This window comes from Frankia sp. RB5 (assembly GCF_059816245.1).
In genome coordinates this window covers 104445-119154 of sequence record NZ_JCBATA010000013.1, presented here as the reverse complement: position 1 = coordinate 119154, position 14710 = coordinate 104445, and the positions used below count along the sequence as shown (strand labels likewise).

Sequence of the window (14710 nt, the reverse complement as noted above, 5' to 3'; positions counted from 1 at the left end):
TGATTACCTCTGATAATTAAGAGCATTAGCTGACATATGGGCGCACCGCAGCCGGCGGCGCCCGCCGTGACCGGACACGCAGAGGGCGGGGCACAGTGACGGACAACACCTCCGAGGAGATCGGGCGCAAGCCGTGGTGGCGCTCGGTGGCCGACGAGCCCAAGCCCGTCGACCTGCACCCGGAGATCCCGCACTCCGCGCGCATGTACGACTACTTCCTCGGCGGCAAGGACAACTTCCCGGCAGACAGGGCGGCCGCGGATCAGGCGGTCGCGGCCACGCCGACGATCGCCGTCGCCGCCCGGCAGAACCGGGCCTTCATGCGGCGAGCCGTGCGTCACCTGGCCAGTGACCTCGGCATCCGCCAGTTCCTCGACGTGGGCACCGGAATCCCCACCTCGCCGAACCTGCACGAGGTCGCCCAGGGCATCGCGCCCGAGTGCCGCGTGGTGTATGCGGACAACGACCCGATCGTCCTGGCTCACGCCCGGGCCCTGCTCGCCAGCACCCCGCAGGGCCGCACCGCCTACCTCGACGCCGACGTCCGCGACCCCGATGGCATCCTCGCCGCGCCCGTCCTGCGTGACACCCTCGACCTGTCCCAGCCGGTGGCGCTGTCCCTCATCGCGCTCTTCCACTTCATCCCGGACTCCGAGGATCCGCACGGCATCATCGGCCGGCTGGTCGGTGCCATGCCCAGCGGCAGCTACCTGGTGCTCAGCCACGGCACGGGCGACTTCGAGCCGGCGCTGCGCGACGCCGCCGCCTCCTACCGCAAGCAGGGCGTCTCCGCCCAGCTGCGCACCCTGGCCGAGGTGACGGCCCTGTTCGGCGGGACCGAGCTGCTCGACCCGGGCATCGTCCCCGCCCACCTGTGGCGTCCGGACGGCGACGGCGCGGTCGACGGCGAGCTACCCGGCCAGCAGGCCGGCATCTACGCCGGAATCGCCCGCATCCTCTGAGGCCCGACCTGGCCAGCCGGGCCGAGTGAGTCCGGCCGGGCGAGCGCCAGTCCGGTGAGTCAGGCCGGGCTGGCTGGCCGGGCGAGCCAGTCCAGTGAGTCAGGTCGGGCCGGCCAGGCGAGCCGGGCGTTGGCCGGCGCGCGAGCGTGGCGGACGGGCCCGCGCCGGCCGGGATCAGGCCAGGTGCCGGGCGCGCGCCCAGGCGAGCACGGCCTGGGCCGCGCGGGCGTTGCCGCCGGTGTGGCGGCCGTGGGCCCATCCCCCCACCGCCGACCACAGCGCCGTGTCCGCGGCGTCGGTGGTCCGCCCCGGAGGCGTGGGTGGAGTCGTCGGTGGAGTCGTCGGTGGAGTGGTGGGCGGCGGGTTCGTCGGCGGGGTGGTCGTGCCGCCGCCGAGAGCCGCGAGCAGCTTCGAGCCGAGCGGGCTGCCGAGCCCGGACGCCGCGTCCCATCCCGGTCTGGCCTGGTAGCCCTCGTTGTCGCCGGCGGTGATGTCACTGAAGGCGGTCGGGTTCGCGTAGGAGAGGCCGGCGAGGTCGGCGACCGGCTTCCCGGTGAGCTGAGCCAGCCGCGCGACGAGGCCGGCGAGCAGCGGCGCGACGGCGGACGTCCCGCCGACCACCGCGGGGCTGCCGTCGATGACCACCCGGTAGCCGGTGCGCGGGTCGGCGTTGCCGGAGATGTCGGGCAGGGCGCGGTGGGTGCCGACCGACGCCGGCTGCCAGCTCGGACGGGTGAACGTCCCGGAGTAGCCGCCGCCGGTCGCCGAGTCGGCGCCCTCGTTCCACACCACCTCGGCGGCGCGCCCGCCGGCGGGGTCGAGGGTCAGCTTCGTGCCGCCGCAGGCGATGACGTTCGGCGAGCTGGCCGGGAAGTCGGCGACCGGCCGGTCCGTCCCGTCGTCGGCGCCGGTGTCGCCCGCGGCCGCCAGCACCGTGATCCCGGCCGCGCGGGCGGCGGCGAAGGCCTGGTCGAAGGCGCGCATCGCCTGCGCGGTCCAGGACGTCTCGGGGCCGCCCCAGCTGATGCTGATCGCCGCCGGCCGCGGGGTCGCCGCGGCGGCGGCGTTGATCGCGGCGAGGAAGCCGGCGTCCGTGTTCGGCCCGAAGTAGACGACCTGGGCGGCGGCCGGGGCGACGGCGCCGGCGACCTGGATGTCGAGTAGCACCTCGCCGTCGGCGCCCTGCGGGTCGCGGCCGGCGACGTTCTCGGCCCCCTGCACGCCGACCGCCGCCACGGGCGGGGTGGGCAGGCCGAGGCCGCCGAAGTAGGTGTCGAGGTCGGCCTGGCCGAAGCCGCCGCCGAGCTCGATGATCGCGATGGTCTGGCCCTCGCCGGTCGCGGCCGGGAAGTCGTAGGCCTGGGCGACCTGCGGGGCGGTCAGGCCGCTGGTGGCCGCGGCGGCGGGGCGCAGCCGGGGCTCAGCGGCGGGCCGCTCGTCCAGGCCGAGGACCGCGACGACCCGCTCGTCGAGCTCGTCGGGCAGGGCGAGGGTGCCCTCCCGGCCGCGCACGGTGCGCCCGCCGCTGTCGTAGAGCGCGAGCGGGGTGTCGAAGGCGGTGCGGGCGGCGGCGGCGGGACCGTGCAGCCGGACGGTGCGCGCCGGCGCGTCCACCTCGCCGACGGTCAGCCCGTGCCGCTCGGCGAAGGCGCGCACGGCGGCGACGTCGTCCGGATCGGCGTCGAAGGTGTCCTGCCCGGCGGGGCGCAGCACGACGGTCACGTCGATCGGCGCCTCGTCGGGGACCTCTCCGACGGGTGTGCCCAGCGCTGGTCTGTAGGAGCCCTGTAGGCGGGCCATGAATCCTCCCTGACGTGTGCGGATGCCGATGATCCGGCATTCGGCGCACAGCGTCCTTCCCCAGACGCGTCGCGTACACCCCGATGTCCGCGAAAGGGCAGGAAATGGCATGTAGCGGGCGCGACCAAGGCCAACAGGGCATGATCCAGCGCCCGGCGACCGGGTGTCGGGGACGACCGGGCGGCCCTGCCGGGAGATCAGGAGCACACGCGCGCCCGCGCCCTCGGCCGGGCCCCGCCCCGGGCCGGGGCGCGCACGCGGGCGCGCGCCCCGGCGAGGCGGTCTCAGATCTCGGCGACGGCCTGGGCGAACTGAGCCTGGTAGAGCCGCGCGTAGGCGCCGCCGGCGTCGACCAGCGTCCGGTGATCGCCCTGTTCGACGATCGCGCCGTCCTCCATCACCAGGATGGTGTCCGCGTCGCGGATGGTGGACAGGCGATGGGCGATGACGAACGCCGTCCGCCCCGCCCGCAGCCTCGACATGGCGTGCTGGATGAGCACCTCGGTACGGGTGTCCACCGAGCTCGTCGCCTCGTCGAGGACGAGGATGAGCGGCTCGACGAGGAACGCGCGGGCGATGGTGATCAGCTGTTTCTCCCCGCCGCTGACCCCGGTGCCCTCGTCGTCGAGCACCGTGTCGTAGCCGGCGGGCAGGGTACGGACGAACCGGTCGACGTGCGCCGCCCGCGCCGCCTCGATGATCTGCTCGCGGGTGGCCCCCTCGGCGCCGTAGGCGATGTTCTCGGCGATCGTGCCGCCGAACAGCCAGGTGTCCTGCAGCACCATGCCGATCTGTGCCCGCAGCTCGTCGCGGGACATCGCGGCGATGTCCACACCGTCCAGCGTGATCCGCCCGGATGTCACGTCGTAGAACCGCATCAGCAGGTTGATCAGCGTGGTCTTGCCGGCGCCGGTGGGCCCGACGATCGCGATCGTGTGCCCCGGCTCGGCGACCAGCGACAGGTCCTCGATCAGCGGCTTGTCCGGCTGGTAGCGGAACCCCACGTGCTCGAAGGCGACCAGCCCGCGGGGCTGCTCGGGGCGCGCGGGCTCGACCGGGTCCGGCTCCTGCTCGGGGGTGTCGAGCAGCTCGAACACCCGCTCCGCGGACGCCACGCCGGACTGCAGCAGGTTCGCCATGCTGGCGACCTGCGACATCGGCTGGCTGAACTGCCGCGAGTACTGGATGAACGCCTGCACGTCGCCGATCGACAGCGAGCCCGAGGCCACCCGCAGCCCGCCGATCACCGCGACGAGCACGTAGTTGATGTTACCGATGAACATCATCGCCGGCTGCATCAACCCGGACAGGCTCTGCGCCCGCCAGCTCGCCGCGTAGAGCTGCTCGTTGTACTCCTGGAAGGCCCGTGCGGACTCCTCCTGGCGGCCGAACGCCCGGACCAGCGTGTGGCCGGTGTACATCTCCTCGATGTGGGCGTTCAGCCGCCCGGTGACCCGCCACTGGGCGACGAACTGCGGCTGGGCCAGCTTGCCGACCCGCGCCGCCACGATCACCGACACCGGCACGGTGATGACCGCGACCAGCGCCAGCAGCCAGGAGATCCAGATCATCACCGACAGCACGCCGACGACGGTCAGCACCGACACCACGAGCTGGGACACACTCTGCTGCAGGCTCTGGCCGAGGTTGTCGATGTCGTTGGTGACCCGGCTGAGCACCTCGCCTCGCGCCTGGCCGTCGAAGTAGCGGATCGGCAGCCGGGAGATCTTTCGCTGCGTGTCGGTCCGCAGCTGGCTGACGACCCGCTGGATCGCCAGGTTCGTCAGCCGCGCCTGGATCACGCCACACAGCCCGGCCGCCGCGTAGATCACGACGACGAGCAGCAGGACGCGGCCGATCGCGTCGAAGTCCATCCCCCGGCCGGGCGTGACGTCCAGGGAAGCGAGCAGGTCCGCCTGGGTACCGTGCCCGCTGGCCCGCAGCGACGCGACGGCCTCCGCCTTCGACTGGCCGGCGGGTAGCCGCCGGCTGAACACCCCGGCGAACACCAGGTCGGTGGCATGGCCGAGCAGCCGCGGCCCGGTCACGTTGAGCCCGACGGCGGCGACCGCGAGCAGGCCGGCCGCCGTCAGCGCCAGCCGCTGCGGCCGCAGCAGGACCAGCAGCCGCCGCGTGGAGCCGGCGAAGTCCGCGGACTTCTCGACGGCGCCCTGGCCGACGAACATCCGGCCGGGGCCGGCCATCGGGGCCGGGCCGCGCCGCGGGGCCGGCACGGGCGGCCGCTTCGGTCCGGGAGCCTGCGTATTCACGCCGCCTCCTGCTCGGTGAGCTGCGAGAGGACGATCTCGCGGTAGGTCGGGTTGTCCGCCATGAGCTGGTGGTGGGTGCCGACGCCGACGACCTCGCCGCGCTCCAGCACGATGATCTCGTCGGCGTCGCGGATCGTCGCGACCCGCTGGGCGACGATGACGACGGTGGCGTCGGCCGTCTCCTGGGCGAGCGCGGCGCGCAGCCGCGCGTCGGTGGCGTAGTCGAGCGCCGAGAAGGAGTCGTCGAACAGGTAGATCTCGGGTCGGTGGACCAGCACCCGGGCGATCGCGAGGCGCTGACGCTGGCCGCCGGACACGTTGGTGCCGCCCTGGGCGATCGGGCTGTCGAGCCCGTCCGGCAGCGCCTCGACGAAGTCCCGGGCCTGAGCGATCTCCAGGGCGCGCCAGAGCTCCTCATCGGTGGCGTCGGGATTGCCGTAGCGCAGGTTCGACGCGATCGTGCCGGTGAACAGGTACGGCCGCTGTGGCACGATGCCGACGGTGCGGGCGAGCACGGCCGGGTCGAGCTCGCGCACGTCGACCCCGTCGACGAGGACGGCGCCCTCGGTCGCCTCGGCGATGCGCGGGACGAGGCCGAGCAGGGTGGTCTTGCCGCTGCCGGTGCTGCCGATGACCGCCGTCGTCCGGCCCGGGCCGGCGTTCAGGTTCACCCCCCGCAGCACCGGGACCTCCGCCCCCGGGTAGCGGAACCCCACCCCGCGCAGCTCCAGCTGCCCGTGCCCGCGCAGCTCCCGCACCGGGTGTTCCGGCGGGCGCAGCGACGACTCCGTCTCCAGGACCTCCTGGATGCGCTCGGCGCACACCTCCGCCCGCGGGATCATCATGAACATGAAGGTCGCCATCATCACCGACATGAGGATCTGCATCAGGTAGCTGATGAAGGCGGTCAGCGCGCCGATCTGCATGCCGCCGGAGTCGATGCGGTGCGCCCCGAACCAGAGCACCGCGACGCTGGAGAAGTTCACGATGGTGAGCACCAGCGGGAACATCAGCGACAGCAGCCGCCCGAAGCGCAGCGCGACGTCGGTCAGGTCGTCGTTGGCCGCCCCGAAGCGGCGCCGCTCGTGGTCCTCCCGGACGAACGCGCGGATCACCCGCAGGCCGCTGATCTGCTCGCGCAGGATGCGGTTGACCGTGTCCAGCCGCTCCTGCATGCCCCGCCCCAGCGGGCGCATCCGCCGCACGATCAGCCCGATCACGACCAGCAGCACCGGGACGATCGCGACCAGCAGCAGGGACAGCACCGCGTCCTGGTTCACGGCCAGGACGATGCCGCCGAGGCACATGATCGGCGCCGAGACCATCAGCGTGCAGCTCAGCAGGACCAGCATCTGCACCTGCTGGACGTCGTTGGTGGCCCGGGTGATGAGCGACGGCGCGCCGAAGCGGCCGACCTCACGCGCCGAGAACGCCTGCACCCGGTCGAACACGGCGGCCCGCAGGTCCCGCCCGACGGCCATCGCGGTGCGCGAGCCGTACAGCACCGCGGCACCGGCGCAGGCGAGCTGCAGAACGCTGACCCCGAGCATGATCGCACCAGTGCGCAGGATGTAACCCGTGTCGCCGACGACGACGCCGTGGTCGATGATGTTGGCGTTCAGCGTGGGCAGGTAGAGCACGGCGAGGGTCGCCACCAGCTGCAGCGACACCAGCGCGGCCAGGGGTCTGCGGTAGCGGTCGAGATACGCCCGCAGTAGCCGGATGAGCATGCGGTCCTCTCCTGGGCGGTCAGATGGCCGTGCGGCGTCCACCCGGCGGTCCGGGACGGCGCGGACCACCGTCCACCGTCCTGACGCCGACAGGCGGCGGCACCCCCCGGTCCCTGGGCATGCGACGGCCGAAAGGAGTCATCGGCCGGGGCGGCCCGGAGGGCGACGAGTCCCGGACGCGCTGCGACCTTACGACTTCAACCCAACGTGAGGTCAAACCGATTTCGACCGAGCGTCACCAACTCGAGGATGCGGCGAGTGCCCTCCAGCGTGTCACTCTCACCGCACCGATCCCATCCGCCTCGCCCGGTCCCGCCCACCCGACGCAGCCGGTCAGACACCGCCGGCCAGACGCAGCCAGCCAGACGCAGCCGAGCCGACGCGAGCGACCCGGCGCCGGCGGCCGGAACCTGCCGTGGCGGCACGATCCGGCCGCCGGATCGCCAGCAGTTTCTCGATTCCGGCCGCGCGAGGACCCCATCGGTGATTCACTTCCCGTGGCGACATGGCTCCTCGCGATCATCGGGCGCGATCGCCGGACCCGCCCGCCGAGCCGGTCGCCGGACCGATCACCACCCATGACGGCCCAGGGCGGCGAGGACGGGCGATGGCGATCCGGTCACCGAACAGCGGCGACGGGGAGCCCGATCACACCCGGGCACGTCGACAGCACCACCACCCTGATCACATTTCAGTGGCCCGAATACGGCAAGGTACGCGAATTCCGGCTGCTCGCCGAGCGAGCGTGCACATCGTCGATGCCGGATGAACCGCACGCCAGGGTCGCGCCGCGCCGCCAATACGCACCGCCGTTCGGCCTCCCCCGGCTTCGGTCCGCACGTTGTGCCCTCAACAAACCACGGCCGCGCCCGCCGAAGATCCACGGAATTTCTGTCCACAACCCCGTAGACAGGATGGTTGACACTGACCCCGGTTCGCGCGTACTCGTAGTTGCGCGCCTGCCGGTCCCCCCGTCGAAAGGAACCAATAGTGTCGGTGCGAGCATCACGTCGACGGATGGCCCGGTCGTCGTGCCGGATGGCCTGCGGATGGCGGTGAGCGGTGACGATGCCGCATGGGGGATGCGGATCGACGCCAGTTCGCCCGCAGGCGCACCACCACGACGATCGGACGGTACGTCGATGACGCTTTCCGGAGCCAGGCCCCGCGGACCGAAACCGGAACTCGATAACAAGAGTCAGCTCGCGCTCCTCCACCATCTCCACGCGCTCAACCACCCCTATCGGGTGAGTTACGAGATGGTGGTCCGCAAGGTCTGGTCCGACAGCGGCGACGTCAAGATCCGGCGGGCCCGGGCGCGTGATCTCAGCCGCCAGTTCCGCGGCGAGAAGCGGATCGAGTGGGACGTCATCGAGAACTATGTCGAGCTCCTCTACCCGGAGGACCAGACCCAACGCGCCGCGCAGCTCGAACAGTGCCGTCCCCTGCACCTGGAGGCCTTCGGTGAGCCGGACGCGGAGGGTGTGCGGCGGCAGGCGGTCGACCCGGAGTACGTGGCGGAGCTCGAGCGTCAGCTCGACGAGTCCCGGATGCGCGCCACCTTCGCCACCGCGCTGCTGGTGATCGTCCGGTCGGAGAACGCCGTGCTGCGCGGCAAGAACGTCTCGTTCGACTGGTTCCAGACGGGGGCGGACGGCGAGGAGATCGGTGATCCGGTCACCGCGCCGATCCGCCGGCAGGGTCACCGCAACGGCTACCACCATCGACGCGCCGGCCGCCCGATCGTCGCGCTGAGTGATCTGATCGGCGAACAGCCCACGGACTCCCACCGTTCCGGGGCCGCTGCCCGCCCGTCCTCGGGGGCCGTCTCCGCCTTCGCGGGTCCGGGTGGCCCGGGGGCGGGCGCGGCGGCGGGATCCGGCCCGGGCGGCGGGCCGGAGGGGGCACGCCGGCGGTCCGGCGAACCGTCCCGCGCCGGTGCGGCCGAAGGCTCCCGCGGGCGTCGGGGCGGGCGCGGCGGCGCGGGCGAGGCCGACATCCTCGCCGCCGGACCCGAACGGCGCCGCCGCGGCCGAGGACGCTGACACGCACCGTCCGCACGTCAGGCCCGGCGTCCCGCGACCTGTCCCGCCGCCCCGGACCGGCGGCGAGACGGGACGCGCGGGTCAGACGAAGGAGCCGGGGCTGTCCGCGTCCACGATCTCCTTGCCCAGCGGCAGCAGCGACACCGGGATGAGCTTGAAGTTCGCCAGGCCCAGCGGGATGCCGATGATCGTCAGGCACATCGCGATGCCGGTGGTCAGATGCCCGAGGGCGAGCCACCAGCCGGCGAAGATGATCCACAGCACGTTGCCGACCAGGGAGGCGTCGCCCGCGTCCGGCCGCTGCACGACCTTGCGGCCGAACGGCCACAGCGCGAAGTTCGCCATCCGCAGCGCCGCGATCCCGAACGGCACCGTGATGACGAGGAAGAACAGCAGGAAGCAGACCAGCGCCGCCAGCGCATAGCCGATGGCGAGCCACAGGCCCCCGAAAATCAGCCAGATGATGTTGAGCAGGAGACGCACCGCCCACCCACCTCCCCATTCGCAGGACCTCATCCGACCCACGCGACCACGCATGCTCCGCGCGCGGGGGTTGACCCCGCCCGGCCCGGTCCATGAATCATCGCGCGGCGGCGGTCGTGCCGCCACGGCGCGGGAACGTCGCCCAGTGTCGGCCACGCGTCACCCGAAGTCGGTCACCCCGGCGCGACACGGCACCACGGCAACACGCCACCATGGCACCATGGCGACACCGCACCACGGCACCACGGCAACACGGCCTATGACCCCGCTGCGTGACACAGCCGGCGCGACGGGTCGCCAGTCGCTACCGTCGACGGAGGAGGACGCCGGCCTGCCCAGGCCGCCGACCGACCCACGGCTGATTGGTGGATGAACCGGATGCAGGTGTTCGATCACGTCGTCGACCTCGTCGGGGATACGCCGCTGGTCCGGTTGACGCCGGGTATCGAGCGGACGTCGGCACAGGTGCTGGGCAAGCTCGAGTACCTCAACCCGGGCGGCTCGGTGAAGGACCGGGTGGCGCTGACGATGGTCGCCGCCGCCGAGGAATCCGGCCTGCTGCGCCCGGGCGGCACGATCATCGAGCCGACCAGCGGCAACACCGGAGTCGGCCTCGCGCTGGTGGCCGCGCGCCGTGGCTACCACTGCGTGTTCACCATGCCCGACAAGATCAGCGAGGAGAAGCGGGCGGTCCTGCGGGCCTACGGCGCGGAGGTCGTGGTCTGCCCGACAGCGGTGCCGCCCGACGATCCACGCTCCTACTACGAGACGGCCCGCCGGCTGGTCCGCGAGACGCCGGGCGGCTGGAGCCCCGACCAGTACTCCAACCCACACAACCCGGCCGCGCACGTGGCCTCGACCGGACCGGAGATCTGGCGGGCGACCGACGGTCGGGTGACGCACTTCGTCGCCGGCATCGGCACCGGCGGCACGATCAGCGGTGTCGGCCGCTACCTCAAGGACGTCTCCGACGGCGCCGTGCAGATCATCGGCGCCGACCCGGAGGGTTCCGTCTACTCGGGCGGCAGCGGCCGACCGTACCTGGTGGAGGGGGTCGGGGAGGACATCTGGCCCACCACCTACGACAAGACGGTGGTGGACCGGGTGGAGGCGGTCAGCGACCGTGACTCGTTCCTCATGACCCGCGAGCTCGCCCGGCGCTGCGGCCTGCTGGTCGGGGGCTCGTGCGGCCTCGCGGTGGTCGCCGCGCTGCGGGTCGCCCGCGAACTGGGCCCGGACGGCGTGGTCGTCGTCCTGCTGCCGGACTCCGGCCGCGGCTACCTGTCGAAGATCTTCAACGACGAGTGGATGTACGAGTACGGCTTCCTCGAGCCGCCGGCGGAGGGCCCGACGGTCGGCGACGCGCTGCGCCACAAGTCCGTGCAGACCAGCGGTCCGCCCGACCTCGTGCACGTCCACCCGGACGAGACGGTCGGCGCCGCCATCTCCTACCTGCGGGAGTACAACGTCTCGCAGATGCCGGTCGTCCGGCACGAGCCGCCGCTGCGGGCCGCGGAGGTCGCGGGTTCGGTGCTGGAGCGCCAGCTGCTCGCCGCCGTCTTCGCCGACCGCGCCGCCGTCGACGCCCCCGTCACCGACCACATCTCTCCGCCGCTGCCCACCGTCGGCATCGGCGAGCTGCTGTCGCGCATCGTCGCGGTCCTCGGCGACGAGCCGGCCGTCCTGGTCCACGACGAGGGCAGCCCCATCGGCATCCTCACCCGCGCCGACCTCCTCAGCTTCCTCGCCGCCACCCCCTGACCCTCCCCTCATCACGGAGAAGCCTCACGTGGCCGACTCCACCCGCACCCCCACGCGCTTCTAACAAAAGTATTGCTGGAATCCTCGGCATGAGCGGCGGCGACGTCTCGCCAGTGGACCAGGACCCGAGAGTCTCGGTCTCGGTGTCCTCTTCCACGCGAGCGTGATTGCCTCGGTGCGAGATCGCGTGGGTCCGCGCGCCGTCTCCGGGTACGTCGAGGCGGCCGTGCGCCGCCAGATCGAACAGGACAACCTTCGAGAACTGATCGAAGCCAACGCGCCACGAATCCAGGTCACCGCCGGGTGGCGGTGTGGATGAGGGCGGCGAGGGGGCGGGAGCGGCTGTGGGGCGGCCAGGCGATCAGGGTGGTCACCGCGGGCGCGTCGGGCACCGGGACGGTGGCGAGGTCGGGGCGCAGGTTCGTGCGGCAGGACTCCGGCAGGATCGCCGCGCCCCGGCCGAGCGCGATCAGCTGGTAGAGCTGCGTGGTGTCGTGGGCCGGCGGGCCGGGGCCGTCGGCGTACCGGCCGTCGGCGTCGGGCCAGCGGGGCAGCGGCAGATCGAGCAGCGACGCGGCCTCGGCCATGCTCACCCGCGGCCGCGTCGCGAGCGGATGTCCTGCGGGCAGGACCAGGACCTGCCCTTCCGTGTACAGGTCCTCGGTGTCGAGCCCCGTCGTGTCGTCAAACGGCAGATGCAGCAGCGCGACGTCGGCCCGGCCGTCCCGTAGCAGCCGCGACTGCTGGGCGATCCCGCACAGAACCACGTCGACGGGCACCGCGCCGGGCTCGGCGGCATACGCGTCGAGCAGCTTCGCCAGCAGCTCGCTGGACGCGCCGGCCTTGGCGACGAGCACCAGGCCAGGGCCGCCGGTCGAGGTGCTGGCGGCCCGGCGGGTGCGGCGCTCGGCGGCGTCAACCGCGTCGAGGGCCGACCGGGCCTCGCGCAGCAGCACCGCGCCGGCCTCGGTCAGCGCGGCGGAGCGACTGGTGCGCGCCAGCAGCCGGACGCCGCCGAGCCGGCGTTCGAGCCGGGCGATCGCCCGTGACAACGGCGGCTGCGCGATGCCGAGGCGCAGCGCAGCCCGCCCGAAGTGCAACTCCTCGGCGACGGCGACGAAGTACCGCAGCTCCCGCGTCTCCAGACCGCCCGCCGCCGCGAGACCGTCCGTCTCCGCGGGGCCGTTCGGCTGCGCGGGACCATCCGTCTCCATACCTCCACGGTATCGACGTGCTGGAGGAGGAGTTCCCATCAATACCCGGAAGACATCAACGCGTACCTGCTTGGTGTTGGAGAGCGGCCCGCGCCGCTCACAAGATTGACGGCATGAGTGAACAGACGATCGCGCTGGTGACCGGCGCGAACAAGGGAATCGGCTATGAGATCGCGGTGGGCCTGGGTGCTCTGGGCTGGGCCGTCGGCGTCGGTGCCCGCGACGGCGCGCGCCGCGAGGCCGCCGTCGAGAAGCTTCGTGCGGCCGGCGTCGACTCCTTCGGCGTACCGCTCGACGTGACCGACGACGCCAGCGTGGCGGGTGCCGCGACGCTGGTCGAGGAACGCGCCGGCCGTCTCGACGTCCTCGTCAACAACGCCGGCGTCACCGGTGGCGGGCAGCAGATGCCCAGCACGATCGACCTCGACATCGTCCGGACGGCCGTCGAGACCAACGTGCTCGGCACGATACGCGTCACGAACGCGCTGCTGCCGCTGCTGCGCCGCTCGCCGTCGCCGCGGATCGTGAACATGTCCAGCGGCGTCGGCTCCCTCACCCGGCAGTCCGCGTCGACGGACGAGTCCACGGTCGGACCGATCTCGGCCGCGTACTCGCCGTCGAAGACGTTCCTCAACGCCGTCACCGTCCAGTACGCCCGGGAGCTGCGCGGCACGAACATCCTCATCAACGCCGGCTGCCCCGGCTACTGCGCGACCGACCTCAACAACCACAGCGGCTGGCGCACCCCCGAGCAGGGCGCGGCGATCGCGATCCGGCTCGCGACGCTGCCCGACGACGGCCCCACCGGCGGCTTCTTCGAGGACGCCGGCGTGATTCCCTGGTGAGCAGCTGCCAGAGGATCATCAACGTCGGACCGGCGCGCGGTGGGATCACATTGGTATCGTGATCTCGTGTCGGCCGGGCGCGCCGCCGGCGGGGGGCTGCCGGCCGGGCTGGTTCGGTGGCCGTAGCGTGACGGTCATGGATGACGAGCTGCTCGCGGCCGGGTTCGAGACGATCGCGATCCATGCCGGGCTGGAGCCCGATCCGCTGACCGGCGCGGTGGTCCCGCCGTTGTACCTGTCCTCGACGTTCGTCCAGGACGGCGTCGGCAACCTGCGTGCCGGCGACTTCGAGTACGGCCGTTCGGGCAACCCGACCCGGGCGGCCCTGGAGACGAACCTCGCGGCGCTGGAGGGGGGGCGCGCCGGGCTCGCCTTCTCCGCCGGTATGGCCGCGACCGACACCCTGCTGCGCGCCGTGTGCCGCCCGGGTGACCACGTGGTGATCCCCGCCGACGCGTACGGCGGTACCTACCGGCTCATCGCCCGGGTGCTGGGCGACTGGGGGGTCGAGCACACCAGCGTCGACCTCACCGACCCGGAGGCCACCCGGGCGGCGATCCGGCCCGGCGTGACCCGCCTGGTGTGGTGCGAGACGCCTACCAACCCGATGCTCACGATCGCCGACATCACCATGCTCGCCGGCCTCGCCCACGACGCGGGCGCGCTGCTCGCCGTCGACAACACCTTCGCCTCCCCCTACCTGCAGCAGCCGCTGTCGCTCGGCGCGGACGCGGTGGTGCACTCGACCACCAAGTACCTCGGCGGGCACAGCGACGTGGTCGGCGGCGCGGTGGTCGTGAACGACGCGACGCTCGCCGAGAAGCTGCGCTTCCTGCAGAACGCGGCTGGCGCCGTACCGGGTCCGTTCGACTGCTGGCTGGTGCTGCGCGGGATCCGGACGCTGGCGGTGCGGATGGACCGGCACTGCGCGAACGCCCGTCACATCGCCACGGCGCTGGCGACCCATCCGGCGGTCGGGTCGGTGCGCTATCCGGGGATGCCGGGCCATCCCGGCTACGGGGTGGCGGTGAAGCAGATGCGGGACTTCGGCGGAATGGTGTCGTTCACGGTGCGCGGCGGCGAGCGGGCGGCGATCGACCTGTGCGGGCGGACCAGGCTTTTCACCCTCGCCGAATCGCTGGGCGGGGTCGAGTCACTGATCGAGCATCCGGCGAGCATGACGCACGCCTCGGTCGCCGACTCGCCGCTGGCGGTGCCCGCCGATCTTGTGCGGCTCTCCGTGGGCATCGAATCCGCGGATGATCTCGCCGCGGATCTGCGGGCCGCCCTCGATGGCGTCGCTGCGGGCGGTAACGGGTAACAGCCGGCAAGTAGGGAGGGTCCGGACCGTCCGGGCGATCAGACGGTCCGGAGCAGGCATGATCTGAAATGCCGGTGAGCAAAGACCAGTCCGGATAGGCAGCCCCATCCGGAAGGAACCCCCCACTTCGGGGCGGTAATGGCCGACGAAAGTCCCGATCTTAACGGTCGGGCCGACATAGCGATGCTTAAACGGTTATCGTTGGCTAACTGCGTTGGGATCCCGGGCGGAGAAACATCATGGCTGCACGTTCGGGTATGCCGGGCCCGCCCCCGGTCC

Annotated in this window: 10 protein-coding genes; 5 read left to right on the top strand and 5 right to left on the bottom strand. The window is 72.4% G+C overall.

Annotation, left to right across the window (positions count from 1 at the left end; translation table 11 throughout):
• Nucleotides 1–95: 95 nt before the first annotated feature.
• Entirely contained in the window at nucleotides 96–962 is an 867-nt protein-coding gene (locus AC6EXY_RS09210; protein WP_243407245.1) for an SAM-dependent methyltransferase, read from the top strand.
• Nucleotides 963–1136: 174 nt separating this feature from the next.
• On the opposite strand, the gene AC6EXY_RS09205 is transcribed toward AC6EXY_RS09210, so the two are convergent.
• The 3 genes from AC6EXY_RS09205 to AC6EXY_RS09195 form a co-directional block, all read right to left on the bottom strand.
• Nucleotides 1137–2762, bottom strand: a complete 1626-nt coding sequence (locus tag AC6EXY_RS09205; protein ID WP_101830557.1) for a S53 family peptidase — start codon at nucleotides 2760–2762, stop codon at nucleotides 1137–1139.
• A 284-nt stretch (nucleotides 2763–3046) separates the two neighbouring features.
• Nucleotides 3047–4966, bottom strand: coding sequence for an ABC transporter ATP-binding protein (locus AC6EXY_RS09200; RefSeq protein WP_101830561.1), 1920 nt, complete (start codon nucleotides 4964–4966; stop codon nucleotides 3047–3049).
• Between the two features lie 62 nt (nucleotides 4967–5028).
• Nucleotides 5029–6762 (bottom strand): ABC transporter ATP-binding protein, encoded by a 1734-nt coding sequence (locus AC6EXY_RS09195; RefSeq protein ID WP_101830558.1) that lies wholly within the window; start codon nucleotides 6760–6762, stop codon nucleotides 5029–5031.
• A gap of 1142 nt (nucleotides 6763–7904) precedes the next feature.
• On the opposite strand from AC6EXY_RS09195, the gene AC6EXY_RS09190 reads away from it, so the two are divergent.
• On the top strand, nucleotides 7905–8807 hold the full coding sequence (locus AC6EXY_RS09190; protein ID WP_499816579.1) for a hypothetical protein: 903 nt from the start codon (nucleotides 7905–7907) through the stop codon (nucleotides 8805–8807).
• Nucleotides 8808–8888: 81 nt separating this feature from the next.
• Here AC6EXY_RS09190 and AC6EXY_RS09185 read toward each other — a convergent pair whose 3' ends face one another.
• Complete coding sequence (locus AC6EXY_RS09185) at nucleotides 8889–9290, bottom strand: YccF domain-containing protein (protein WP_101830208.1); 402 nt, start codon at nucleotides 9288–9290, stop codon at nucleotides 8889–8891.
• Between the two features lie 378 nt (nucleotides 9291–9668).
• Between AC6EXY_RS09185 and AC6EXY_RS09180 the strand changes: the two genes are divergently transcribed.
• On the top strand, nucleotides 9669–11051 hold the full coding sequence (locus tag AC6EXY_RS09180; protein WP_101830219.1) for a cystathionine beta-synthase: 1383 nt from the start codon (nucleotides 9669–9671) through the stop codon (nucleotides 11049–11051).
• A 293-nt stretch (nucleotides 11052–11344) separates the two neighbouring features.
• On the opposite strand, the gene AC6EXY_RS09175 is transcribed toward AC6EXY_RS09180, so the two are convergent.
• Nucleotides 11345–12196: a LysR family transcriptional regulator gene (locus tag AC6EXY_RS09175; protein WP_101830220.1), complete on the bottom strand. Its 852-nt coding sequence runs from the start codon at nucleotides 12194–12196 to the stop codon at nucleotides 11345–11347.
• Nucleotides 12197–12378: 182 nt separating this feature from the next.
• On the opposite strand from AC6EXY_RS09175, the gene AC6EXY_RS09170 reads away from it, so the two are divergent.
• Together AC6EXY_RS09170 and AC6EXY_RS09165 are read left to right on the top strand one after the other, a co-directional pair.
• Entirely contained in the window at nucleotides 12379–13110 is a 732-nt protein-coding gene (locus AC6EXY_RS09170; protein WP_499816578.1) for an SDR family oxidoreductase, read from the top strand.
• A gap of 136 nt (nucleotides 13111–13246) precedes the next feature.
• Entirely contained in the window at nucleotides 13247–14431 is a 1185-nt protein-coding gene (locus AC6EXY_RS09165; RefSeq protein ID WP_101830210.1) for a cystathionine gamma-synthase, read from the top strand.
• The last annotated feature ends 279 nt before the right edge of the window (nucleotides 14432–14710 follow it).

Excerpts from the sequence above, each read along its gene's own strand:
- AC6EXY_RS09205 (WP_101830557.1), bottom strand. The coding sequence starts at position 2,762 with ATGGCCCGCCTACAGGGCTCCTACAGACCAGCGCTGGGCACACCCGTC.
- AC6EXY_RS09200 (WP_101830561.1), bottom strand. The coding sequence starts at position 4,966 with ATGGCCGGCCCCGGCCGGATGTTCGTCGGCCAGGGCGCCGTCGAGAAG.
- AC6EXY_RS09195 (WP_101830558.1), bottom strand. The coding sequence starts at position 6,762 with ATGCTCATCCGGCTACTGCGGGCGTATCTCGACCGCTACCGCAGACCC.
- AC6EXY_RS09190 (WP_499816579.1), top strand. The coding sequence starts at position 7,905 with ATGACGCTTTCCGGAGCCAGGCCCCGCGGACCGAAACCGGAACTCGAT.
- AC6EXY_RS09180 (WP_101830219.1), top strand. The coding sequence starts at position 9,669 with ATGCAGGTGTTCGATCACGTCGTCGACCTCGTCGGGGATACGCCGCTG.
- AC6EXY_RS09170 (WP_499816578.1), top strand. The coding sequence starts at position 12,379 with ATGAGTGAACAGACGATCGCGCTGGTGACCGGCGCGAACAAGGGAATC.
- AC6EXY_RS09165 (WP_101830210.1), top strand. The coding sequence starts at position 13,247 with ATGGATGACGAGCTGCTCGCGGCCGGGTTCGAGACGATCGCGATCCAT.